20 protein-coding genes are annotated in these 24676 nt (G+C 62.1%); 13 read left to right on the top strand and 7 right to left on the bottom strand.

What is annotated here, in order from left to right; genetic code table 11:
* Positions 1 to 373: 373 nt before the first annotated feature.
* The 5 genes from ACQ4V8_RS17025 to ACQ4V8_RS17005 all read right to left on the bottom strand — a co-directional run bounded on the left by ACQ4V8_RS17025 (position 374) and on the right by ACQ4V8_RS17005 (position 4125).
* Positions 374 to 796, bottom strand: a complete 423-nt coding sequence (locus ACQ4V8_RS17025) for a VOC family protein (RefSeq protein WP_070345756.1) — start codon at positions 794 to 796, stop codon at positions 374 to 376.
* Between the two features lie 160 nt (positions 797 to 956).
* Positions 957 to 1223, bottom strand: coding sequence for a hypothetical protein (locus ACQ4V8_RS17020; RefSeq protein ID WP_436571894.1), 267 nt, complete (start codon positions 1221 to 1223; stop codon positions 957 to 959).
* A gap of 137 nt (positions 1224 to 1360) precedes the next feature.
* Positions 1361 to 1876 carry a hypothetical protein gene (locus ACQ4V8_RS17015; protein ID WP_070345755.1) on the bottom strand — a complete coding sequence of 172 codons (516 nt, stop codon included), beginning with the start codon at positions 1874 to 1876 and terminating at the stop codon, positions 1361 to 1363.
* A 91-nt stretch (positions 1877 to 1967) separates the two neighbouring features.
* Positions 1968 to 2645, bottom strand: a complete 678-nt coding sequence (locus ACQ4V8_RS17010; protein ID WP_010395086.1) for a TetR/AcrR family transcriptional regulator — start codon at positions 2643 to 2645, stop codon at positions 1968 to 1970.
* A gap of 10 nt (positions 2646 to 2655) precedes the next feature.
* Positions 2656 to 4125, bottom strand: coding sequence for an aminotransferase-like domain-containing protein (locus ACQ4V8_RS17005; RefSeq protein WP_436571893.1), 1470 nt, complete (start codon positions 4123 to 4125; stop codon positions 2656 to 2658).
* A gap of 200 nt (positions 4126 to 4325) precedes the next feature.
* Between ACQ4V8_RS17005 and aptA the strand changes: the two genes are divergently transcribed.
* From aptA to ACQ4V8_RS16965, 8 genes are all read left to right on the top strand, one after another.
* A complete protein-coding gene (gene aptA, locus ACQ4V8_RS17000; RefSeq protein WP_436571892.1) occupies positions 4326 to 5642 on the top strand; it encodes an omega-aminotransferase AptA in 1317 nt (438 codons plus the stop codon).
* A gap of 8 nt (positions 5643 to 5650) precedes the next feature.
* On the top strand, positions 5651 to 7153 hold the full coding sequence (locus ACQ4V8_RS16995; protein WP_010395093.1) for a CoA-acylating methylmalonate-semialdehyde dehydrogenase: 1503 nt from the start codon (positions 5651 to 5653) through the stop codon (positions 7151 to 7153).
* A 47-nt stretch (positions 7154 to 7200) separates the two neighbouring features.
* Positions 7201 to 8568, top strand: a complete 1368-nt coding sequence (locus ACQ4V8_RS16990) for an NAD(P)-dependent oxidoreductase (protein WP_436571891.1) — start codon at positions 7201 to 7203, stop codon at positions 8566 to 8568.
* Positions 8568 to 9848: an NAD-dependent dihydropyrimidine dehydrogenase subunit PreA gene (gene preA, locus ACQ4V8_RS16985; RefSeq protein WP_010395098.1), complete on the top strand. Its 1281-nt coding sequence runs from the start codon at positions 8568 to 8570 to the stop codon at positions 9846 to 9848. The genes ACQ4V8_RS16990 and preA overlap by 1 nt, the downstream gene beginning before the upstream one ends.
* A 111-nt stretch (positions 9849 to 9959) precedes the next feature.
* Positions 9960 to 11444, top strand: a complete 1485-nt coding sequence (locus tag ACQ4V8_RS16980; RefSeq protein ID WP_010395100.1) for an NCS1 family nucleobase:cation symporter-1 — start codon at positions 9960 to 9962, stop codon at positions 11442 to 11444.
* A gap of 21 nt (positions 11445 to 11465) precedes the next feature.
* On the top strand, positions 11466 to 12857 hold the full coding sequence (hydA, locus tag ACQ4V8_RS16975; protein WP_196856694.1) for a dihydropyrimidinase: 1392 nt from the start codon (positions 11466 to 11468) through the stop codon (positions 12855 to 12857).
* Positions 12858 to 12872: 15 nt separating this feature from the next.
* A complete protein-coding gene (locus ACQ4V8_RS16970; RefSeq protein ID WP_436571890.1) occupies positions 12873 to 14120 on the top strand; it encodes a Zn-dependent hydrolase in 1248 nt (415 codons plus the stop codon).
* A 56-nt stretch (positions 14121 to 14176) separates the two neighbouring features.
* Positions 14177 to 15589, top strand: coding sequence for a tetratricopeptide repeat protein (locus ACQ4V8_RS16965; RefSeq protein ID WP_010395104.1), 1413 nt, complete (start codon positions 14177 to 14179; stop codon positions 15587 to 15589).
* On the opposite strand, the gene ACQ4V8_RS16960 is transcribed toward ACQ4V8_RS16965, so the two are convergent.
* Both ACQ4V8_RS16960 and ACQ4V8_RS16955 read right to left on the bottom strand, forming a co-directional pair.
* Positions 15586 to 17346: an allantoate amidohydrolase gene (locus ACQ4V8_RS16960; protein ID WP_436571889.1), complete on the bottom strand. Its 1761-nt coding sequence runs from the start codon at positions 17344 to 17346 to the stop codon at positions 15586 to 15588. The genes ACQ4V8_RS16965 and ACQ4V8_RS16960 overlap by 4 nt on opposite strands.
* 73 nt (positions 17347 to 17419) lie before the next feature.
* Positions 17420 to 18358 (bottom strand): LysR family transcriptional regulator, encoded by a 939-nt coding sequence (locus tag ACQ4V8_RS16955; RefSeq protein ID WP_010395109.1) that lies wholly within the window; start codon positions 18356 to 18358, stop codon positions 17420 to 17422.
* A gap of 131 nt (positions 18359 to 18489) precedes the next feature.
* Between ACQ4V8_RS16955 and ACQ4V8_RS16950 the strand changes: the two genes are divergently transcribed.
* The 5 genes from ACQ4V8_RS16950 (at position 18490) to ACQ4V8_RS16930 (ending at position 24657) form a co-directional block, all read left to right on the top strand.
* A complete protein-coding gene (locus ACQ4V8_RS16950; protein ID WP_010395112.1) occupies positions 18490 to 19722 on the top strand; it encodes a urate hydroxylase PuuD in 1233 nt (410 codons plus the stop codon).
* Positions 19719 to 20954: a M20/M25/M40 family metallo-hydrolase gene (locus ACQ4V8_RS16945; RefSeq protein WP_070345750.1), complete on the top strand. Its 1236-nt coding sequence runs from the start codon at positions 19719 to 19721 to the stop codon at positions 20952 to 20954. Before ACQ4V8_RS16950 ends, ACQ4V8_RS16945 begins: the two co-directional genes overlap by 4 nt.
* A 142-nt stretch (positions 20955 to 21096) precedes the next feature.
* On the top strand, positions 21097 to 22434 hold the full coding sequence (locus ACQ4V8_RS16940; protein WP_436571888.1) for a paraquat-inducible protein A: 1338 nt from the start codon (positions 21097 to 21099) through the stop codon (positions 22432 to 22434).
* Positions 22427 to 24055 carry a PqiB family protein gene (locus tag ACQ4V8_RS16935; protein WP_436571887.1) on the top strand — a complete coding sequence of 543 codons (1629 nt, stop codon included), beginning with the start codon at positions 22427 to 22429 and terminating at the stop codon, positions 24053 to 24055. The genes ACQ4V8_RS16940 and ACQ4V8_RS16935 overlap by 8 nt, the downstream gene beginning before the upstream one ends.
* Positions 24052 to 24657: a PqiC family protein gene (locus tag ACQ4V8_RS16930; protein WP_436571886.1), complete on the top strand. Its 606-nt coding sequence runs from the start codon at positions 24052 to 24054 to the stop codon at positions 24655 to 24657. The genes ACQ4V8_RS16935 and ACQ4V8_RS16930 overlap by 4 nt, the downstream gene beginning before the upstream one ends.
* Positions 24658 to 24676 lie beyond the last annotated feature (19 nt).

The following is a 24676-nucleotide window of genomic DNA, read 5'->3' as shown; positions in this document are numbered from 1 at the left end:
GTCGAAAAAAGAGAGGTCAGCAAGGCGGCGGCCGCGCAAAGCCGGTGCCACGTCAAGCACTATTTCATTGATTTGCCATCAATTGCGCGGGCTTGCTCCTTAACTTGGGTGGATTGGGGTCCGACCCCAGCTCTTTGCCTCTGGGGTTAGTGAATTTACTGGCGCTCATAAATCACGCCAAAATCCTTAACTGAACGGCATTACCGCTATGCGGCCGATTTGCACCTTTGATAAGCCCGCATCGAGCAGCGCCTCGTTAGCCTGTTGCAAGCGAGGAAAGTCGACATGTCCACGCTGGCTGTCGCGGTTCAGCTCGCGTTGTCGGGCAGGGCAAGGCTGGCGGCGAGGCTGCTGCTCATCATCGTTCTGCGTCTTACCATGGATCGTAGGTGCCCAGGCTCCAGATATGGCCTTCCGGGTCGCGGCAGGTAAAGCCCCGTCCGCCGTAGTCTTCATCCTTGATGTCGAGCACGATCTCGGCGCCGGCCTCGCGTGCGCTGCGGTAGACGGCATCGGCATCGCTGACGACCAGGTAGCAGTTTTGCGTGTTGGCGCCACCGATGTCGCCAGGCAGTCTCATCAGGCGGCCATAGTCGCTGTCGAGCGCCGGTGCCACCATGACCATGCCGTTACCAAAGCTCAGTTGTGCGTGGGCGACGCCACCGTTACCGTCAGGCACGATCAATTGTTTTTCAAAACCGAGTGCGCTGCACAGCCATTCGATGGCGGCGGGAGCATCGCGGTAGCGCAGGCAGGGAATGGTCGTAGCTGCAGTCGCTTTTGCTGTCGTGGTCATCAGAAAACTCCTATGGCAGATGGGGAGTAGCTTCGATCATTCATCGAGCGCAGCGTTCCGTATCAAGGCCATCCATCAGGATGGCCTTGATGTCCGTCAGTGCTGCACCCAGGCATAGTGCCATAAAACAATCTTGGCACTCCTGCCACGACGACAATTTTTATTGCGCTGACTGTCGATTTTCCGCCTGCGTGCCCGCGTGCGTGTCGTCGCCGCTGCTTGCCCATCGCAACAGCATGACGAGGGCAAACAGCATGATGGCCAGTGGCAAGATGGTGATCAGGAACGCCAGTCCCAGGCAGCACCCCAGCAACATGGGCCAGGACATGATGCGCAGGGCGGCCAAGCCCTCGCGCGCATAGGTACAAAGTTCGCTCCAGAAAGCGCGGAAGGAAGTGTTGCCCGGTGCCCAATTGATGTCTTTCATGCCGTTCTCCAGTGGTTGCCGCTGCCGTATGCAGGCTGGCGATGAAGCCACTGTAGACAAAACCTTGTTGTCGGACATCGCGTATGCGACGAGTGGCAGGAATGGCGGAGCGAACGGTGAAAGACGGGGACGAACGGCTATTCAAATACCTTGAGTTTCAGCTGGAAACTGAGGGCGCCATACAAGCGGTCCTTGTAGGAAGGCACGATGGCGATATTCACACCCACGCGCTGGTATTCATAGCTGATGGTGGGGACCAGGGCCGGGAACCAGCCGCCGTCGCGCATTTTCGGATAGCCGCTGAAACCGCCAACGACGGCGCCCACGCGCAGCGGGCCCACCTTGATGGGCTGATAATACACGCCCAGATAGTTCGAGTAGGCGCGGTCGCTATTATAGAAGCGCCCGGCCGTGGCCGATGCGACCGTGGAAAATCGGTATTCGGCGCCCAGACCCGGATTGCTATCATTCAAATTCTTGTCGCGTTGAAAGTGATGCGAATAAAAGCCCGCATTGAGCCAGGTTTCGCTTAGCGGCGCGTTCTCTATCATGCCCACTGTCTGCGCCTGTGCTGTCGATGCTACTGCCAGCAACAGCGTGCCGGCAGCCTTGCCCAGCAATGACGCCGTGCGCGCCGATGACCATTGTTTCATGCCTGCTCCTTATCCTGTCGCTCTGGCGCCGCGATTGCAAACGCTCCAGCGCGTCATGCTATCACTGCCAGTTTATTCATTGGAAATTTCCTCACGCGCCCGGCGCTGCCGCAGGCAGAGCAATGGCCGTCTGTACCATGCGCGTGATCAGCATTTCGGCGTCCTCGTAATCCTTGCGCGTGAGCTGCTTGCGTTCCAGCACCAGGGCCATCTGCGCTGAAAAATCCGCATATGATTGCGTCATCGCCCAGATGGCAAACATCAGGTGCGTGGCGTTGACAGGCGCGATCCTGCCGGCGGCGATCCAGGCCTCGAAGACGGCGATATCCTTGCGCAGCAGCGGCACGACCCTGTCGCGTATCTGCGTGCCGTACAGCGGAGCGCCATTGATTACCTCCAGCGCATACACGCGCGAGGCCCACGGCTGTTCGCGCGAGAAACGCAGCTTGGCGCCGATATACGCGCGCAGCACGTCATGCGGTTCGTTGTGTTCATTGGCCAGCGACGCCATGCGCGCCAGCCAGTCGTCGAGAACATCGTCGAGCACGCGCTGGTAGAGCAACTGCTTGGAGGGAAAGTAATACAGCAGGTTTTGCTTCGACAAGCCGGCCCGCTTGGCGATGCTGGCGATCGAGGCGCCCTCATAGCCGCTTTCTGCAAATGCGCGCACCGCATGCTGCAGGATGTCCGCTTCCAGGCGGTCGCGGTTTTGCAGACGCCGGCCAGCGGCATTTTTTACGCAAACGGCAGGGGAGTTTTCGCTGGCCATGGCTGATTCTTTAGCGTGGACGTATCGATTGCAGGAACGCTTGCAGCACGGGGGTGTCAGTGTAGGCCACGTTGAAGCGGAACCATACTGTCTCGGGCGCGCGCAGCATGAAAAATTCGTTTGGCGACAGCAGGATGCCTGCCTTCAAGGCCATGTCGGCGATGATCTTGCCATTCCATTCCGGCGTCTGCAGCTCGGGCCAGCCGGCGCTGACGAACATGCCGCCGCGGGGCCGCGCCACGGGCGCCATGCCCGTCTGCGCCAGGCAATCGATGCTGCGCTCGCGGGCCGCATCGAGCTGCGCCACCAGGCGCTCGACCATGCGCTTGTAGGGTCGCGCGGAGATGGCGTGGTAGACGGCGCGCTCGTTGATTTCCGACGTCGTCAACCCCGCCAGCATTTTCACGCGTACCAGTTCGGCCACCAGCGATGGAGAGGCGCAGATGGAACCGACACGCAGCACGGGCGACAGGGTCTTGGAAAAACTGCCCACGCGGATCACGCGGCGCAAGCCGTCCATGGCCGCCAGCGATGCTTCGCCGCGCGCCGCCAGTTCACGGTAGATATCGTCTTCCACCAGCCAGAAATCGAACTGCTCGGCCAGCGCCAGCAAGCGGTGCGCCTGCGCCTGGCTGAGCGAGGTGCCCAGCGGATTTTGCAGCACCGTGTTGACGAACATCAGCTTGGGCTGGGTACGCGCGGCCTCGTTGGCCAGCGTATCGAGATCGAGGCCCGCTTCGCCACGGTTGACGCCGACGGGGATGCAGCCATGGTGGCGGATCAGCGAATGCAGATTGCTATAGCCGGGTTCTTCCACCAGCACCGTGTCGCCCGGCTTGGTCAGGCTGCGCAGTATCAAATCGAAGGCATGCGTGGCGCCATGTGTCAGCAGGACCTGCTCCTGCTCTACTTGGAACAGGTCTGTGGACAAGGTCGTCGCCAAGTGCTGGCGCAGCGAGGGAAAGCCCAGCGGGTGACCGTAGCCGCGCAGCCGGCTGGCGGGAACGCGCATGGCCTGGCGCACGGCATCGAGCACGGTCGCTTCGCCGTACATCTGGGGTGGCAGCCAGCCCGCGCCCACAGGCAGGGCATCCGATACGCCCGAATACAGGTCAGGCGTGAGGGCGTCGATGGCGGTGGGGCTGGCAATGGTGTTGGCACTGAGGGCCGTATGCGGCGAGGCGGCGATATCGTGGCGCGCAATGAAGTAGCCGGAGCCGCGCCGCGACGACAACAGGCCCAGGTTGACCAGGCGGTCATACGATTCGACGACGGTAAAGGTCGACACGCCATTGCACTTGGCGAACTGGCGCACGGACGGCATGCGCGTGCCGATGCGCAGGGCGCGGCTGCCCACCATGACGCTGATGGCGCTGACGATCTGTTCTACCAGTCCGCCTTTTTTCTGGCGTTCGATTTCCAGCACGGGCCAGCCGCTGGCTTGCTCGGGGGCATCGTCTGTGCTCTCGCTGGGCTTCAATGCGACTCCTTATGCTGCCTTGCACAAAACTGTAGTGTTTTTTTCGACCTGTACGGTTGGAATACTTTGCCGTTTGTGTACCTGTGCCATTGGGGATGGCCTGTCTATTATTACATCAGATTTTTGCCAACTGGTAAATTATTTTATGCCGCGTCAAAAACCATCTGGGCGTTGCAGCAGCCGATCCAAAGGAGAATGTCATGAACGAAACAAGGCCAGAATCGATGTCGGCATTCTGGATGCCTTTTACTAACAACCGCGATTTCAAGGCTAATCCGCGCCTGTTGGTTTCGGCCGAAGGCATGTACTACAAGGACGTCGATGGCAACGCCATCCTCGATGGCACGGCCGGATTGTGGTGCGTGCCATGCGGCCATGCACAGCCAAAAATCGTCGGCGCCATCCGCGAGATGGTGGGCCAGCTCGACTTCGCGCCTACTTTCCAGATGGGGCATCCGTCCGCCTTCGAGCTGGCGGAAAAGCTAATGCAGTACACGGGCCACAAGTTCGGCCACGTGTTTTATACCAACTCCGGTTCCGAGGCTGTCGATACGGCCCTCAAGATAGCGCTGGCCTACCACCGGGCACGTGGACAGGGCGCACGCACGCGCCTGATCGGCCGCGAGCGCGGTTATCACGGCGTCGGCTTCGGCGGCATTTCCGTGGGCGGCATCGGCGGCAACCGCAAGAACTTCGGACCCCTGCTGCCGGGCGTGGACCACCTGCCGCACACGCACAACCTGGAAAAGAATGCCTATACGGTGGGCGAACCAGAATACGGCACGCACCTGGCCGACGAACTTGAACGCATCGTCGCCCTGCACGATGCCTCGACGATTGCCGCCGTCATCGTCGAACCTGTGGCCGGTTCCACTGGTGTATTGATCCCGCCGAAAGGCTACCTGAAACGCCTGCGCGAGCTGTGCACCAAGCACGGCATCCTGCTCATCTTCGATGAAGTGATCACGGGTTTCGGTCGCATGACGACGCCGTTTGCGGCCGACTATTTCGATGTCGAGCCGGACCTGATGACGACCGCCAAAGGCTTGACCAACGGTATGGTGCCCATGGGTGCCGTGTTCAGCAAACAGTATATCCACGATGCCTTCATGGATGCGCCACCGGGCATCGAACTTTTCCACGGCTACACCTATTCCGGCCACCCGCTGGCGTGCGCCGCTGCCCTGGCGACCCTGCAAGTGTTCGAGGAACAGGACATCCTCGGCCAGGCTAAAAACATGCAGGCGTATTGGCAAGATGGCGTGCATTCGCTCAAGGGACTGCCGCATGTGATCGACTTGCGCAGCATAGGCCTCATCGCCGGCATCGAACTTGAGCCCATCGCCGGCAAGCCCGGCGCGCGCGCTTTCAGCGCCTTCAAGCAGGCATTCGCTGACGGCCTGCTGATACGCACAACGGGCGACATCATCGCCCTGTCACCACCGCTGGTGCTGAAGAAACAGCATATTGACGAGCTGTTCGGCAAGCTGGCCAAGGTATTAAAAAATCTCGATTAAGGAAGCACATGAACGAACTCGACACCATCACCCATTACATCAACGGCGCCAATGTCGATACGCAAAGTGGCCGCTACGGCGACGTCTACAACCCGGCCCTGGGCGTACCCGTGGCCCGCGTGGCGCTCGGTACCGTGGAGGACGTGGACGCAGCCGTGCAGGCGGCGGCCGCCGCCTTTCCCTCGTGGTCGGCCACGCCGCCGTTGACGCGTGCGCGTGTCCTGTTTCGCTACCTGCAGCTGTGCCAGCAACACACCGATGAATTTGCCGCCATGCTCACGCGCGAGCATGGCAAGACCTTTGCCGATGCGCAGGGCGAAGTAGCGCGCGGCATCGAGATGGTGGAATTTGCCGTCGGTATCCCGCAACTGTTAAAGGGTGAATTCACGGACCAGATTTCGCGCGGCATCGATGCCTGGTCCATGCGCCAGGCACTCGGCGTGGTGGCCGGCATCACGCCATTCAACTTCCCCGTGATGGTGCCGATGTGGATGTTCCCCGTCGCCATCGCCTGCGGCAATACCTTCGTCTTGAAACCATCCGAGCGCGATCCCTCTGCTTCCTTGCTGCACGCAAGGTTGCTGAAAGAAGCCGGTTTACCCGATGGCGTCTTCAACGTGGTGCAGGGCGATAAAGTGACGGTCGATGCCTTGCTCGATCACCCCGTGGTGCAGGCGATCAGCTTTGTCGGCTCGACGCCGATTGCCGAATATATTTATGCGCGCGGCAGCGCCAGCGGCAAGCGCGTGCAAGCGCTGGGTGGCGCGAAGAATCATATGGTGGTGATGCCCGACGCGGACATGGACATGACGGTCGATGCGCTGATCGGCGCCGCCTACGGTTCGGCGGGCGAACGCTGCATGGCCATTTCGGTGGTGGTGGCCGTGGGTGATGCGGGCGACAAATTGATCGACGCACTGGCAACGCGCACGGCTGCACTGAAAGTGCGCGACGGTATGGATGATGGTGCGGAAATGGGTCCGGTCGTGTCGCTGGCCGCCAAGCAGCGCATTGAAAACCTGATCGCCTCAGGCGTGGAACAGGGCGCGACCCTGCTTGTCGATGGCCGCAACCATGTGGTGCCTGGACGTGAAAATGGCTTCTTCGTCGGCGGTACCTTGTTCGACCACGTCACGCGCGACATGAATATCTACAAGGAGGAGATTTTCGGTCCCGTGCTGTGCGTGCTGCGCTGTCCTGACGTGGTGCATGCGGTGCAACTGATCAATGCCAACGAATACGGCAATGGCGTGGCTATCTATACGCGCGATGGCGGTGTGGCGCGCGAATTCGTGCGCCAGATCCAGGTCGGCATGGTGGGCGTCAACATTCCCTTGCCCGTGCCGATGGCCTTCAATAGTTTTGGCGGCTGGAAGCGCAGCATGTTCGGCGACCACCACGCCTATGGTCCCGAAGGCGTGCGTTTCTACACGCGCCACAAAGCCGTGATGCAGCGCTGGCCGAACACGGCAAGCGCTGGCGTGGAATTTGCATTTCCCCAGATGAAGTGACGCTTCCAAACCAAAAAACCACTGCCGGATAAGATAAGGAAAACGCGATGATCGAGTCCTTGAACTATTTGCCGCATCCCGCCCTGCCTAACGAGGCATTGGCGGGCCATTTCACGGACTTGGCGCCGCCCCTGACGGCGCGTCAGGCGGCCATCGAAAGCGCCCGCTGCCTGTACTGCTACGACGCACCGTGCAGCCGCATCTGTCCGTCAGAAATCGACGTGGCGAGCTTCATTCGCAATATCCACGAGAAGAACATTAACGGCGCCGCAGCCGGCATCCTGAAACAGAACATCCTCGGTGGCAGCTGTGCTCGCGTCTGTCCCACGGAAATCCTGTGCGAGGATGTTTGCGTGCGCAACCACGATGCGGAAGCCCAGCCCGTCAAGATAGGGCTGCTGCAGCGCTACGCCGTCGATCATATGCATTTCGCCAGACATCCGTTCCAGCGCGCCGCCGCCACCGGCAAGACGATTGCCATCGTCGGCGCCGGCCCGGCCGGCCTGTCCTGCGCGCACCGCCTGGCCATGCTGGGGCACGCGGTGGTGATCTTTGAAAAGGCAGACAAGGCCGGCGGCCTGAATGAATACGGCATCGCCAAATACAAGCTGACGGACGATTTTGCGCAGAAGGAAATCGACTTCCTGTTGCAGATAGGCGGCATCGTCATCCGATGTCGCCAGGCCTTGGGCGAGAACCTGCAGCTGCGCGAGTTGCACGCGCAGTATGACGCCGTCTTTCTGGGCCTGGGCCTGGGTGCCAGCCGCGCACTCGGCCTGACGGGCGAGGATGCACCGGGCTTGCTGGCCGCCGTCGATTACATCAGTGCGCTGCGCCAGGCGGACGACTTGGCCGCGCTGCCCGTTCCCCGGCGCGCCATCGTTATCGGCGCCGGCAATACGGCCATCGATATGGCGGTGCAGATACAGCGCCTGGGCGCCGAGGAAGTCACCTTGGTGTACCGGCGCGGTTTCGACGCCATGACGGCCACTGAGCATGAGCAGGACATCGCCAAGGCGAACCAGGTGCGCATGCTGACGTGGGCCCAGCCGCAGCAGGTCTTGCTCGACGCTGGTGGCAAGGTTGCCGGCATGCGTTTCGAGAAGACGCGCATGCAGGGCACGCGTTTGACAGGTACCGGCGAGACGTTCGACGTGGCGGCCGACGCCATCTTCAAGGCCATCGGCCAAAGCCTCGATGCGCAGGTGCTGCATGACCCGATGGCCTCGCTGCTGAAACGCGAGGGCGACAAGATTGCCGTCGACGCGCGCTTTCGCACGGTACTGCCGGGCATTTACGCGGGCGGCGACTGCGTGGCGCCGGGACAGGACTTGACGGTGCAAGCGGTCCAGCATGGCAAGCTGGCCGCACTCACCATTCATGCCGATTTAATGAGTAAATTGGAGGTTGCATAATGGCTGATCTCAGCATCGATTTTTGCGGCATCAAGGCGCCGAATCCCTTCTGGCTGGCATCCGCGCCGCCGACCGACAAGGCGTATAACGTGGTACGCGCGTTCGAGGCGGGGTGGGGGGGCGTGGTGTGGAAAACGCTAGGCGAAGACCCGGCCGCCGTCAACGTCTCGTCGCGCTACTCGGCCTTGTATGGCAAGAACCGCGAAGTCGTGGGCTTCAACAATATCGAACTCATTACCGACCGTTCTCTGGAAATCAATCTGCGCGAAATTACGCAGGTGAAAAAGGACTGGCCCGACCGCGCCATGATTGTCTCCCTGATGCTGCCCTGCGAAGAGCACTATTGGGCCGACATCCTGCCCAAGGTAGAGGCGACGGGGGCGGACGGCATCGAGCTCAATTTCGGCTGCCCGCACGGCATGCCGGAGCGGGGCATGGGCGCCGCCGTAGGCCAGGTGCCCGAGTATGTGCAGATGGTGACTGCCTGGTGCAAGAAGTACAGCCGTCTTCCCGTTATCGTCAAGCTGACACCGAACATCACGGACGTGCGCATGCCGGCGCGCGCGGCCAAGGCCGGTGGCGCGGACGCCGTCTCGCTGATCAACACCATCAACTCGATCACCTCGCTGGACCTGGACCGCATGGTGGCGCTGCCCATCGTGGGCGGCGCCAGCACGCACGGCGGCTATTGCGGCTCCGCCGTGAAACCGATCGCGCTGAACATGGTGGCGGAAATCGCCCGCGATCCACAGACGCGCGGCTTGCCCATTTCCGGCATTGGCGGCATCGGTAACTGGCGTGACGCGGCCGAATTCATTGCCCTGGGCGCCGGCTGCGTGCAGGTGTGCACGGCGGCCATGCTGCATGGTTTTCGCATCGTCGAAGAGATGAAGGATGGCCTGTCGCGCTGGATGGATGAAAAGGGCTATGAACGTATCAGTGATTTTTCCGGCAAGGCTGTGGCCAACACAACGGACTGGAAATACCTGGACATGAATTACCAGGTCATCGCGCATATCAAGCAGGATGACTGCATCAAGTGCGGCAAGTGTTATGTGGCCTGCGAAGATACCTCGCACCAGTCGATCGCGCAACTGATCGACGCTGCCGGCACGCGCACGTATGAAGTGATCAAGGAGCACTGCGTGGGCTGCAACCTGTGCGAAATCACTTGTCCGGTGCAGGGCTGCATTACGATGGTGCCGCAGGCCACGGGCAAGCCTTATATGAACTGGACACAGGACCCACGCAACCCGCATGCGTTGGTGGAGACGGCATAGGGCACGCTTTTTGCGTGTATTTATTAGATAAACGGCGGCGGGTCTTTGCGGTAAGCTAAACTGCAGCCGTTTCTATAATACCGATCCCCTCCCAACCGATGGAGCATAGCTGTGAACCAAGACTATTCAGGCAACACCCAACTCTGGAATGAAGACCTCGCCCCCACCACGGCGGCGCAGCGCACCTGGCGCTGGTACCATTTTGCCGCGCTGTGGGTGGGCATGGTGATGTGTATTCCCGCCTACACCCTGTCGGCCAGCCTGATCGACAGCGGCATGTCCGGTTATCAGGCCGTGCTGACGGTCTTTCTCGCCAACGCCATCGTGCTTCTGCCCATGCTGCTGATCGGCCATGCGGGCACCAAGTACGGCATCCCGTATGCCGTGCTGGCGCGTGCTTCGTTCGGCACCATGGGTGCGCGCTTGCCGGCGCTGATGCGCGCCATCGTCGCCTGCGGCTGGTATGGCATCCAGACCTGGTTCGGCGGGCAGATGATCTATACCCTGATGGGCGTGCTGATAGGGCATGAACTGGGCGGCGAGAAGATCGCAGGCCTGGGCATCAACGGCAGCCAGTTGCTGTGCTTCCTGGCTTTCTGGGCCATCCAGTTCTATTTCATCCTGCATGGCATGGAATCGATCCGCAAGCTCGAAACGTACACGGCGCCGCTGAAAATCCTCATCTGCTTCGTGCTGCTGTACTGGGTGCATAGCAAGGCCGGTGGCGTGGGCGCGCTGCTGGACCAGCCATCGCAATTCATCCCCGGTGGTAAAAAAGCGGGCCAGTTCTGGAGTGTTTTCTGGCCATCGTTGACGGCCATGGTGGGTTTTTGGGCTACCCTGGCACTGAATATTCCCGACTTTACGCGCTTCGCCAAAACGCAGCACGACCAGATCGTGGGTCAATCGGTCGGCTTGCCGGTGCCTATGGGATTGCTGGCCATGCTGGCCGTGATCGTCACGGCAGGCTCCGTGGTCATGTATGGCAAGGCCATCTGGGACCCCGTCGATCTGGCCAGCCGCATGACGGGCGCGGCCGTGCTGATCGCCCTGATCATCCTGTTGATCGACACGGTTAGCGTCAACCTGGCGGCCAACCTGGTGGGACCGGCCTATGATTTTTCTTCGCTGGCACCCAAGCAGATTTCGTACAAGATGGGCGGCTACATCACTGCCTTCATCGCCATTGTCATGATGCCGTGGAAGGTGCTCGAGTCGACGCAGGGCTATATCTTTACGTGGCTGATCGGCTACTCTGCCCTGCTCGGTCCCATCGCCGGTATCCTCATCGTCGATTACTACTTTGTGCGCAAGACGCAACTCGATGTCAAGCAACTGTACCGCGATGACGGCATCTATTCATATGGCAATGGCTGGAACATGGCGGCGCTGATCGCCTTTGTCGTCGCCGTGCTGCCCAATATCCCGGGCTTCCTGAATGCGGCCTTTCCCACGGCGTTTCCCGACGTGGCTGAAGGCTTTAAAACGATTTACACCTATGCCTGGTTCGTGGGCGTGGCCATCGCCGCAGCCGTCTACGGCGTCATGATGAAGGGCAAGACGGCGGCGCGCGTACAGCAGGTGCCGCAGTCCTGATCGTTTCGATAAGGAGACAAGATGACTACACTGATACGTGGCGGTACTGTTGTCAATGCTGACCGTGCCTTCCGCGCCGATGTACTCATCGAGGGCGACACGATTGCCGCCGTCGGCGAGAATTTGGCGCTGCCGGTGGGCGCCACTGTGCTCGACGCGGGCGGCCTGTATGTGATGCCGGGCGGGATAGACACCCACACGCACATGAACTTGCCCTTCATGGGCACCGTGACATCCGACGATTTTTTCACCGGCACTGCGGCTGGCCTGGCGGGCGGCACCACCACCATCATGGACTTCGTCATTCCCGCGCCGAAGCAGTCCTTGATCGAGGCATATCACCAATGGCGCGCGTGGTCGGCCAAGGCCGCCGGCGACTATACCTTCCACGTGGCGATCACCTGGTGGAGCGAGCAGGTACATGCAGAGATGGGCACGCTGGTGCGCGAGCACGGCGTGAATAGCTTCAAGCACTTCATGGCGTACAAGAACGCCATCATGGCCGACGATGAAACGCTGGTGAAAAGCTTCAGCCGTTCGCTGGAACTTGGGGCGCTGCCTACCGTGCATGCGGAAAACGGCGAGCTGGTTTTTCAATTGCAGCAAGCCTTGCTGAAAAAAGGCATTACCGGGCCGCAGGCGCATCCCTTGTCGCGCCCTCCCGCCGTGGAGGCCGAGGCGGCCAACCGCGCTATTGCCATCGCCAATGTCCTCAATACGCCCGTCTACATCGTGCACGTCTCGTGCGCGGAGTCGCTCGACGCGATCACGCGCGCACGCGCGAATGGCCAGCGTGTGTATGGCGAAGCGCTGGCAGGCCATTTGGTGATCGATGACAGCGTCTACCAGAGCGATGATTTCGACTTTGTGGCGGGCCACGTCATGAGCCCGCCGTTCCGCGGCAAGCATCATCAAGCGGCGCTGTGGCACGGCCTGCAAAGCGGCAACCTGCACACGACGGCCACCGACCATTGTACTTTTTGCGCCGAACAGAAGGCGGCCGGCAAGCACGATTTCACGCGTATTCCGAATGGCTGCGGCGGCGTGGAAGAGCGCATGGCCGTGGTGTGGGACGCGGGTGTCAATTCCGGCATGCTGACGCCCTCGGAGTTCGTCAAGGTATCGTCGACCAATGCGGCGCAAATCTTCAATATGTATCCGCGCAAGGGTCTTATCGCTGCGGGTAGCGATGCCGACATCGTGCTGTGGGATCCGCAAGGCACGCGTACCATTTCCGCCGCCACGCAGTTCGCCAAGGGCGGCTTCAACGTCTTTGAAGGACGCACCGTGCGCGGCATCCCGCGCACCACGATTGCCGCCGGCAAGGTGGTGTTCCATCAGGGCCAGCTGACGGCCATCGAGGGCGCAGGGCGCTATATTGAGCGCCCTGCGTTTTCCACCACCACCGCATGAATTCAGGAGGTAAAAATGGCTGATCTACGCGATGATCTACGCATTAATGGTGAACGATTGTGGGCAGCGCTGATGCAACTGGCGCAGATCGGCGCGACGCCGAAGGGCGGCGTGAAGCGCCTGGCCCTGACGGACCTGGACAAACAGGGGCGCGACCTGGTGGTGGGCTGGGGCCGCGCAGCGGGCATGAGCATCACCATCGACCAGATCGGCAATGTCTTCATGCGCCGCGACGGCACGGACAATAGCTTGCCGCCCGTGATGACGGGCAGCCATATCGACACGCAACCCACGGGCGGCAAGTTCGATGGCAATTACGGCGTGCTGGCGGGCCTGGAAGTGGTGCGCACCCTGAACGATCTGAAAATCAAGACGCAAGCGCCGATCGAGGTGGCCTTCTGGACCAACGAGGAAGGCTCGCGCTTCGTGCCCGTGATGATGGGTTCCGGCGTGTTTTGCGGCGCCTTCTCGCTCGAAACCGCATATGCGGCGAAAGACACGGAAGGGAAAACGGTGGGCGAGGAGCTGGCGCGCATCGGCTATCGTGGAGACCAGGTACCGGGCGAGCATCCCATTGGCGCGTATTTTGAAACGCATATCGAGCAGGGCCCCGTGCTGGAAGACGCCGACAAGGTCATCGGCGTGGTGCCCGCCGTGATGGGACTGTCGTGGTATGACTGCGTCGTGACGGGCATGGAAGCGCACGCGGGACCGACCCCCATGGGGCTGCGCAAGGATGCGTTGCAGGTGGCCACTGGCATCATGCAGGAAGTCGTCGCCATCGCCAATCGCTATCCGCCATTCGGACGCGGCACGGTGGGCATGGTGCAGGTGTTCCCGAACAGCCGCAACGTGATCCCCGGCGAAGTGACATTCAGCATCGACCTGCGCAATGTGAACGATGATCTGCTCAACGCCATGCACGGCGAAATCACGGCCTTCATCGACGCCACGCGCACCGCTACGGGACTCGATATCTCTCTTGAGCGGGTTTCCTATTACCCGCCATGCCCGTTCCACACAGACTGCGTGGACGCCGTGCGCAATGCCACGGCAAAGCTGGGCTACTCGGTGATGGACGTGGTTTCCGGCGCTGGTCACGACGCCATCTACGCGGCCCGGCTGGCGCCGGCCGGCATGATCTTCGTGCCCTGCAAGGATGGCATCAGCCACAATGAAATCGAAGACGCCAAGCCCGAACACCTGGAAGCTGGCTGCAATGTGTTGCTGCACGCGATGCTGGAGCGGGCCGTGGCCGTGTAGCTGTCGCTGCGCGGCGATGCTATGCTGGGCGTCTTGCGACAACAGGCGGCCCAGCGATGAGCATTTCCGATACCGATACCGATACCGATACCCGGCAGCGTCCGGCCGCGCAGCACGCTGCGCGTGGCGGCGAACTGCTGTCGATGGGCGACGCGGCGGGTGCGCAGGCGTGTTTCCAGCAGGCGCTGGCACTTGACCCCGACAACGTGTTTGCCCTGGCCAACCTGGCCTGGATGGGGGAACAGGAGGGCGCACTCGAATACGCCGTGGCCTTGTACCTGCGCGCGCTGGCGCACATGCCGGACGATACGCATCTGCTGCAAAACCTGGGCGCGCTGCTGCTGCGCATGCGTCGCATGGAGGAAGCCGAGCAAATCTTGCGCCGCGTGCTGGCGCTGGAGCCGGAACGCTCTTCCGCCTGGTCCAACCTGGGCGTGCTGCAGGCCAGCCTGCAGCGCGAAACACAGGCAGAGCGTTGCTACCGCCATGCCATGGAACTCGATCCGGCCTACGCGAACGCGCGCTACAACCTCGCCTACCTGCTGCTGCGCCAGGGACGCCTGGCGGAAGGCTGGCAAATGCTCGAAGCGCGGCCGCAACCGTCCGCGTTTGGCGACTACTTTGACTTCCCGCGCTGGCAGGGGGAGTCGCTGGCCGGCAAGTCGCTGCTGATCTGCCCCGAAGCGGGCATGGGCGATATGCTGCTGCTGTGCCGCTACGTGCCCTTGCTGCGCGATATGGGCGCGGCCAGCGTGTCGCTACTGTGCCATGCGCCGCTCAAGGCGCTGCTGCAGACCGTGCCTGGCATCGACGAGGTGCTGGCCATCGGCGAGGCGGTCGCGCAGGGCGGACGCGATTATTGGGTCGCCCTGCTGAGCATTCCCGGCCTGTGCGGTACGGTCCTGGAAACGATACCGTCGAACGTGCCGTATGTGCACGCGGATGCGTGCGCCGTGGCCGCCTGGGCCGCGCGCTTGCCACCCGCGCCGCTGCGCGTGGGCCTGGCCTGGCGAGGCAATCGCGCATTTGAAAACGATGGCGAGCGTTCGCTGGCGGCGCTCGACGCGCTGGCGCCGCTGGGAGCGGTGGCCGGCGTGCAGTTTGTCAGCTTGCAGAAGGGTGCCGGCGAGGATGACACTTCGGCGTCACTGGCCCTGGTCGGCGGTGGCGCAGCGCTGGGCGACATGGCCGATACGGCGGCGCTGATCGCCAACCTGGACCTGGTGATCAGCGTCGATACGGCCGTGGCGCACTTGGCGGGCGCATTGGGTACGCCGTGCTGGCTGCTGTTGCCGCACTACCGGCCCGACTGGCGCTGGCTGGCGGGGCGCAGCGATAGTCCCTGGTATTGCGCGATGCGCCTTTTCCACCAGCCTGCGCCAGGCGGCTGGGCACCGTTGATCGCGCAGGTGGCCGAGCAGCTGACGCGCTGGCGACAGAAGACGCTCCGCGCCGGGAGTGACTCTTAGTCGTGGGGCTTGGGCTGGAACTGGCGCAAAAACGCCAGCAGTGCGCGCGCTGCCATGTCGGCGTCGTCCGCCGTCATGGTTTCCAGCGGATTGTGGCTGATGCCGCCATTGCCGCAGCGCGTAAACAGCATGGCGACGTCGGTGATGGCGGCCATGGCCATGGCGTCGTGGCCGGCGCCCGACAGCAGCGCATATGGTTCGATGCCGACCGATTCCACGGCCTGCGCCAGCTGCGCCATCAGCCATGGCGCGCATGGCGCGGCACGCGCCGACAGCAGCAGTTCCAGCTGGCAGTCGATCTGGCGCCGCGCGCAGATGGCGGCGATGCCATGGAGGATGTCGTCGACGGCCGCCTGGCGTACCGCGTCGCTGGCGGCGCGGATATCGAGCGACAGGGTGCAGGCGCCGGCGATCACATTGACGGAACCGTTGGGCACCTGCAACTGGCCTACTGTGCCGACCAGCGCCTCGCCCTGCTTGCAGCGCTGCTCCACCAGCAAGATGATTTCGGCGGCCGCGCTGGCGGCATCCTTGCGCATGGTCATGGGCGTGGTGCCCGCGTGGCTGGCCACGCCGCCAAGATTGACCAGGTAGCGCGAGCTGCCGGCAATCGCCGTCACCACGCCCAGCGGCAAATCGCGCTCCAGCAGTACGGGCCCTTGCTCGATATGCACTTCCACATAGCCGAGCAAGTCGGACGGATCACGCGCGATGGCGCCGATGGCGCTGGCCTCGTGGCCGGCGCCAGCCAGCGCCTCGCGCATGCTCACGCCATTCGTGTCGCACTGTTCCAGCAGCGACAAGTCGAACTTGCCGGTGACAGCCGTGCTGCCCAGGAAGGTGCTCTTGAAGCGCACGCCTTCCTCTTCGGCGAAGCCGACGATCTCGACATGAAACGGCAGTTTTTCACCCCGCGCATGCAGGTGGCGCACGACGGCGATCGGCAGCACGATACCTAGCCGGCCGTCGTACTTGCCGCCGTTGCGCACCGTGTCGTAATGCGATCCGGTCATCAGTGTCTTTGCGCCCGGCACGTCGGACAGGTAGCGTCCGACGACATTGCCGACGGCGTCGATTCGCACCTGCATGCCCGCGTCGCGCATCCAGTCGGCCAGTTGTGCGGCCGTCTTCTGGTGGGCCGGCGTCAGGTAGGCGCAGGTCAGGCTGTCATCGCTGTCGCTCCAGGCGGCCAGCGTTTCCGCATGCTGCATGATGGCCGGGCCGAAGTCCAGGCGCACGTCGAACAAGTCATTGAGGCGCAGTTCGGCGATGCGCTTGATCTGGCGCAGCGATTCGGCCAGTTCGTCGGCGTGACGGTTTTTCAGGCGTCGTGCAAACGTGGCGATGATGTCCTGGCGTGTCAAGCCTTCCCCCGTCGGGCCCTTGACGGCGAGGATGAAGGGAAAACCGAACTTGGCGTTGTACTCGCCGTTGAGATGCTGCAGCGTGGCGAATTCCTCGGTGCTGCATAGATGCAAGCCGGACTTGGCCTGCTCGCGCGTCGATTCCGCCGTCAATTGTCCCGCGATGGCGGCTTTGCCGGCCAGTTCGGGATGGGCGCGTATCAGCCCCAGCTGCTCTTCGGGGGAGGCCAGCGCGAGTACGCGCTGGAGTTCCGTCTTCAGTGCCGTCAGGCTGGCAAACGGCCGGGCTGCGGCCGCGCGCTGGGCGATCCAGGGCGAATGTTCATAGATGCCATGCAGTTGCGCGATAAAATCGGCCTGGCTGCCGGTGTTCAGGTCTGAAAGGGTGGTCATGGTTTTCCGATCATGCAAGCGGTGATGATAGCGCCCCGTTCCTGCGTCCATTATATGCGCGCGTTGATAGCGGCTATCGTTGTACCAGCGCCTTGGCGGCAGCGCTGACCAGGTCGCGCAGCCATTTGTGTTCTGGGGCCTGGTGCACGCGCTGGTGCCACAGCTGGTAAAAGCGCATGGGCGGGAATTTCAATGGCACCGTATACGTCTTCAGCGGCAGGGTTTTTTCATAGAAGCGCATGAATTGCCGGCCCGTGGTGAGCACCAGGTCGGTCTGCGTCAGCATATAGGGAATCAGGCCGAAATATGCCGACTCCACCACCACGTTGCGCTGCAGGTTCTGACGCTCCAGAAAGGCATCGATGACGCCATGGTAGCCCGGCATCATCTGCGACGGCGCCACGTGGGGCAGGCTCAGATAATCGTCGAGCGTCATGGCGTCGCTTGCCGTGCGGCGCGCATAGGCGTTTTCCGCATGCATGGCGCAGATGATGGGATCTTCGAACAGCTTCGAGATGTGCAGATGAGCGGGCGGCTCGTCCCAGTTGGCGATGACCAGGTCCAGCCCGCCGTCGGACAGTTGGCGGATATGGTCGATGCCCGGCCCCAGGCTGTGCAGCACCACGCGGCTTTTCGGCGAACCGCGACGCAGCATGGCCACCACATTGGGCAGGAACTGGCTGTCCAGGTAGTCGGGCGCAGCGATATGGAAGGTGCGCGCCTCTTCCTGGGCCACGAACGGCGTCTTCTTGATGAACAGGCTCTCGGTCTGGTCGAGGATGCGCTTGGCCGGATTGAGCAGGCTTTCACCATGCTGTGTGGGGACCATGCCGCGCGCGCCGCGTACCAGCAGCGGGTCGCCCGTTAATTCGCGCAGCTTGCGCAAGGAGGCGGAAATCGACGGCTGCGGCTGATTGAGTTTGAGCGCCACGCGCGAGACATTCTTTTCCACCAGCAGCAGGTAAAGGATGCGGATCAAGTGCAGGTCGAGGTGTTGTGGCAGGCTGGACATGGGGTGGCGGCTTCGTTGTATATCGATTTGAATATGTCGAATATACGATATTTTTCATGTGAAGGGCGGTAAATCCGTTTATCTTGTGTAGATTGGCACGAATATGGCTTCGGTCTGACTTGAGGAAATTTATGGAAGTATTTGCCTACCTGATTCCGTACGGCCTTGAGTGGCTGAACCTGATCGTTCGCTGGTTGCACGTCATCACGGGCATCGCCTGGATCGGTGCGTCCTTCTATTTCGTCTGGCTCGACAACTCGATCCGCCCGCCGGCACCCGGTTCCGAGCTGGCGAAGAAGGGCGTCTCCGGAGAATTATGGGCCGTGCATGGCGGCGGCTTCTACAACCCGCAAAAATACCTGCTGGCGCCGGCCGAACTGCCGAAGGAACTGCACTGGTTCAAGTGGGAAGCGTATTCGACCTGGTTGTCCGGCTTTGCGCTGCTGACGATTGCCTATTACTTCAATGCCCAGGCCATGATGATCGACAAATCCGTGGCCGACATCAGCAGCGCGCAAGCCGTTGGTATCGGCATCGCCACCCTGGTCATAGGCTGGACTGTGTACGACCTGCTATGCCGTTCCCCGCTTGCCAAGCATGAACTGTGGTTCGGCGTGACGGTGTTTGCGCTGATCGTCGGCGCTGCGTATGTGCTGACGCACTTGTTGAGCGGGCGCGCCGCCTACATCCACGTGGGTGCCATGATTGGCAGCATCATGGTGGCCAATGTGCTCATGCTCATCATTCCCGGTCAGCGCAAGATGGTCGAAGCCATGGCTGCCGGCAAGCTGCCCGATCCCAAGCACGGCCTGAAAGCCAAGCAGCGCAGCGTGCATAATAATTACTTTACCTTGCCGGTGCTGTTCATCATGATCAGCAACCACTACGCGATGACCTACCGGAACGATCACGCCTGGCTGGTGCTGGCGCTGATCATGGCGGCCGGTGTCTTCATACGCCACTTCTTCAATCTGCGCCACAAGGGCCGGGTTGAGTGGCGCTATCCGGCCATCGGCGTGGCACTGTTGTTGGGCGTGGCCGTGGCCATCGCGCCGAAAGCGCCCGTGGCTGTGGCGGGGGCGCCTGCGCTGGATCCGGCAGCGCAGTTCAAGAGCGTGCATGCCATCATTGCCCAGCGCTGCGCTACCTGCCACTCGGCGCGGCCCACGCAGCCCGGTTTTGCCACCGCGCCAGCGGGCATGATGCTCGATAATGAAGCGCAGATTCGCCAGCACGCAGCGCAAATCTACCAGCAGGCCATCGAGCTCAAAGCCATGCCGATCGGGAACCTGACCAACATCACCGACGCCGAGCGCAATGAACTGGGCGCCTGGCTACAACAGACCATGCAAGGAGCAAAATGACAACGCACGCAGAACGGATCACCGCCTGGATCGACGATCACTTCGACGAGGAAGTCGCATTTTTACAGCAGGTAGTGCAGCAGCCGACGGATACGCCGCCGGGCAATAACGCACCGCATGCGCAGTTGGTGGCGCAACTGCTGCAAGCCTATGGCTGGCAGGTGGAAAAGCACGCGGTGCCAGCCGAGCAGGTAGCGGCGTACGGCATGCAGAGCATCACCAACCTGATCGTGCGCCGGCCTTATGCTGCGGGCGGGCCGACGGTGGCGCTCAATGCGCATGGCGACGTGGTGCCGCCTGGTGACAACTGGACGTATCCGCCGTATGGCGGCCAGATCGAGGGCGGCTTTATGTATGGCCGCGCGACGGCCGTGTCAAAAAGTGATTTCGCTACCTATGTGTTTGCCGCGCGCGCGCTCGAAGCGCTGGGCGTTCCCTTGCAAGGCCAGCTGGAACTGCACTTTACATATGACGAGGAATTCGGCGGCTTGCTGGGGCCGGGCTGGCTGCTGGAACAGCAGCTGACGAAACCCGACTTCGTTATCGCCGCCGGTTTCAGCTACGCGATCGTCACCGCCCACAACGCCTGCTTGCAGCTCGAAATTACCGTACACGGCAAGTCGGGGCATGGCGCCATGCCCGAAACGGGGCATGATGCGCTGCAGGCAGCGAACAAGATCCTCAATGCCATCTATGGCCAGCTGCCGGAGCTGAAAAAGATCAAGTCCAAGGTGGCGGGCATCGATTCCCCGACCATGCTGGTGGGGCGTATCGACGGTGGCACGAATACCAATGTGGTGCCGGGCAAGGTGGTCATGAAGATGGACCGCCGCATGATTCCGGAAGAAGATCCGGTGGCGGTGGAAGCGCAGGTGCGCGCGCTGATCGAAGATGCCGTGTGCGGCGAGCCGGGCATCCGCATCGAGATCCGTCGCCTGCTGCTGTCGCACGCGCTGCGCCCCTTGCCAGGCTCCGAGCAACTGGTCGGCAGCCTGCAAAAGAACGCGCAGGCGATTCTGGGCGTAACCATTGCCGCCGTCGGCACGCCCTTGTACGCGGATGCGCGCCTGTATGGCGAACGCGGCATTCCTGCCGTGCTGTATGGCGCCGGACCGCGCACGGTACCCGAATCGAACGCGAAGAAGGCCGATGAACGCCTGGCGCTCGACGATTTGCGCAAGGCCAGCAAGATCGTCGCCCTGACACTGCTCGACTTCCTGGGAGAAAAATAGGCCGTCATCGGCCGCGCCGTGCCGGCGCTGCTGCGGGAGAGTGAAAAAGAATAGTGCTGCAGTGCAGGAAAATGCCAACTCTGTCATGATGGGCGGCATTGATATGAAATAGTCGCGCTTGCGCGCCGGCAAACTTCACACTGTGCACCAATACGACCTAATTAGCTGTCATGACTGCGGCGTGTTGTATCGCAAACGTCCGCTGCGTCCACGTGAGAAGGCGCGCTGTAGCCGTTGCCGCTCGGTTCTGTACCGAGCCGCATCGGGTCGGGGCGCCAGCGCAGGTTTGGACAAGGTGCTGGCGTTGACCCTGGCCGCCGCGCTGGCCTTCCTGATCGCGCAGTTCTTTCCTATCGTCGAACTCGACGTCAATGGACTGACCTCCAGCGCCACCTTGCTCGGCTCCATCCGCGTGCTGTGGTACGAGCAGATGCAGGTGGTGGCGAGCATGGTCTTCCTGTCCACCATCGTCTTCCCGGCCGTTGAACTGGCGTCCCTGCTGTATGTGGCGCTGGGCTTGCGTAGCGGCGTCAAGGTGCCCGGCTTTAACCGCGTGCTGCGCGCCGTGCAGATAGCGCGCGAATGGGGCATGACAGAGGTGCTGATGATCGGCATCTTGATCACTGTCGTCAAGATGAGCAGCCTGGCCACCGTGCTGCCGCAACCGGGACTGTTCGCCTTCGGCGCGCTGACGCTGCTGCTGGCCATCGTCGTCTCCTTCGATCCCAAGGCGCTGTGGAACCTGGGTGATGATTTGACGCCGCAGGCGCAGCCTGGCATCGCCTGCCAGGGCTTCGCGCAGAGCGCGAAGGTCGTGCCCTGCCACGCCTGCGCCCTGGTGGCGCCGCCCCTGCACAAGGGCAAGGGCAAGCGCCTGGCGTGCGTACGCTGCGGCTCGCCCCTGCACGTGCGCAAACCGAACAGTATCAGCCGCACCTGGGCTTTGCTGATCGCCGCCATGATCCTCTACATTCCCGCCAATCTGCTGCCCGTGATGGTGACGCATTCCCTGTTGGGCGCACAAAACGACACGATCATGAGCGGCGTGGTGCTGTTCTGGAGTAGCGGCTCGAAGGGCCTGGCCATCATCATTTTCATCGCCAGCGTGGTCGTGCCCATGCTCAAGCTGGGCGTACTGGCGCTGCTGGCGTTCACCGCGCAGCGGCGCTCGCGCTGGCGGCCGCGCCAGCGCACCATCTTGTACCGCATGGTCGAATTCATCGGCCGCTGGTCCATGCTCGATATCTTTGTCGTCACCCTGACGGTGGCGCTGGTGCGCTTCAACTCGCTGGCCGTGATCACGGCCGGGCCTGGTGCACTGGCCTTTGGCGCCGTGGTGGTGCTAACCATGCTGGCGGCGATGCAGTTTGACCCGCGCCTGATCTGGGACGCCGTCGATGAGCAGGTGCCTGGAGAGGAAGAGCCCGTGATGATGAAAAATGCCGCAAACAATACCGTGATTGGAGAACCGCATGGCTGACAAAGCAGCAAACGACCTTGCCGAAACGGGGGGCCACCGATTGCCCGAACCCGATGTGGAACAGGGCAGCCGCTGGCTGCCGTCGCTGGTATGGCTCATTCCGCTGCTGGCCGCGTTGATCGGCGCCGGCCTGGCTGCCAAGTCCATCCTCGATCAGGGACCCACGCTGACGGTCAGCTTCAAGAGCGCCGAAGGGCTGGAGCCGGGCAAGACCAAGGTCAAGTACAAGGATGTCGACATCGGTCAGGTGCGCGCTATCACTCTCGGCGAGGACTTGAGCAAGGTGCTCGTAACGATAGACATGAGCAAGGAAGCACGCCGTTTTGCGACCAACGATTCGCGCTTCTGGGTGGTGCGTCCGCAGATCGGTGCCAGCGGCGTGACAGGGCTGGGTACCTTGCTGTCGGGCGCCTACATCGGCGTTGATACGGGCAAGTCGGAGCAGAAGAGGGAAAACTTCGTCGGCATGGAGAACCCACCCGCCGTGGCCGGTGACCAGAAGGGCAAGCTGTACACGCTGCATGCGGACAGCCTCGGTTCCATCGACGTCGGTTCGCCCCTGTTTTTCCACCGCCTGCGCGTGGGCAAGGTGGTCAGCTTCGCGCTGGACAAGGATGGCAACGGCATCAGCATGTCCGTCTTCGTGAATGCGCCGTACGATCAATTCGTCGGCAAGAATGCGCGCTGGTGGCATGCCAGCGGCGTCGACGTGCGCCTCGATTCGAACGGCTTCAAGCTAAATACGCAGTCCCTGGCCGCCATGCTGGTGGGAGGTATAGCCTTCGAGGCGGAAAATGGCCGCAAGCCGGAAGATCCGGCGCCCGCTGGCACCAGCTACCGCCTGGCGGCCGACGAGGCCAGCGCCATGCGCGAGCCCGATGGTGACGCCATTACCACCGTATTCTATTTCGACCAGTCCCTGCGCGGCTTGCAGCCTGGCGCCAGCGTCGACTTCCGTGGCATCGTACTGGGCGAGGTGCGCTCGGTGGGCATCGAGTTCGACCCCGTGAAAAACAATTTCCGCATGCCTGTCACCGTCAATCTGTATCCTGCGCGCCTGGGCACGCGCTTCAAGGCGGCCGTCGATGATGCGGAAGGCTCGGCCGGTCATCAGTTGCTCGAACGCATGGTCAGTCGTGGTTTGCGCGCCCAGCTGCGCACGGGCAACCTGCTCACCAGCCAGTTGTATATCGCGCTGGACTTCTTCCCGAAAGCGCCGAAAGTGGCCTTGGACTTGAACAGGTATCCGCTGGAAGTGCCCACCGTGCCCAATACCCTGGATGAACTGCAGACGCAGATCTCCAGTATCGCGCGCAAGCTGGACCAAGTGCCCTACGCCGAGCTTGGCAACAATTTGAACGCGACCATCAAGCAGGCCAACACCCTGTTCAAGCAGCTCGATAGCCAGGTAGTGCCGGAAATGCGCGATACCCTGACGGCGGCAAAACAGACCTTCGGTACGGCCGAACAGGTACTGCAAAAGGATTCGCCGCTGCAGTCGGACGTGCGCCAGGCCTTGCAACAGCTGACGCAAACCCTGCAATCACTCAATGCCCTGTCGGATTACCTGGAACGGCATCCCGAGTCCCTGATCCGCGGTAAAAAAGGAGATGAAAAATGATGAAGCCCGTCCTTGTAAGCTGTGCAGCGCTGCTGGCGAGCGTCTTGCTGGGCGCCTGCTCCACGCCCCAGCCCGAGTATTTCTATACGCTCGGTGGCGGCGTTGACGCGCAGCCGGCCAAAGCCGTCAAATATTATGTCGAGGTGCTGGCCGTCAGCGTGCCACAACAGGTGAGCCGCAATCAGTTCGTCGTGACGGCGCCGTCTGGACGCATCGAATTGCTGGAGCAGCAGCGCTGGGCGGGCCCGCTGGCCGGCGAGATCGGTCAGGCCTTGTCGACGGCCTTGACGAATGACCTGGGCGCCATCGATGTATTTCGCACGCCGCACCCCGACAACCTGCCCGTGTACCGCATCAGCACCAATGTGCAGCGCTTCGAGTCCGTCATGGGCCAGTATGCGCTGATCGATGCCGTGTGGAGCGCGCGCCAACTGGCCAGCAACAAGGTGCTCACTTGCCGCACCATCGCCAATGAAAAAGTGGGCGCAGGCTACGCTGAACTGGTGCAGGGCCACCGCCGCGCCGTCGGGCGCATCGCTGCCGATGTGGCGAATGTGGTGCGTGCTTTTGACAACGGCCACGCTGCCTGCCCGGCCGCCTGAGCCGCTTTCTGCTACCCAG

Origin of the sequence: Janthinobacterium paucivorans, assembly GCF_051380805.1 — a bacterium.
In the GTDB taxonomy this organism is placed as follows: Bacteria; Pseudomonadota; Gammaproteobacteria; order Burkholderiales; family Burkholderiaceae_D; genus Janthinobacterium; species Janthinobacterium lividum_D.
Note: the sequence above shows the minus strand (reverse complement) of the source record. Positions and strands in the feature narration are given on the sequence as shown.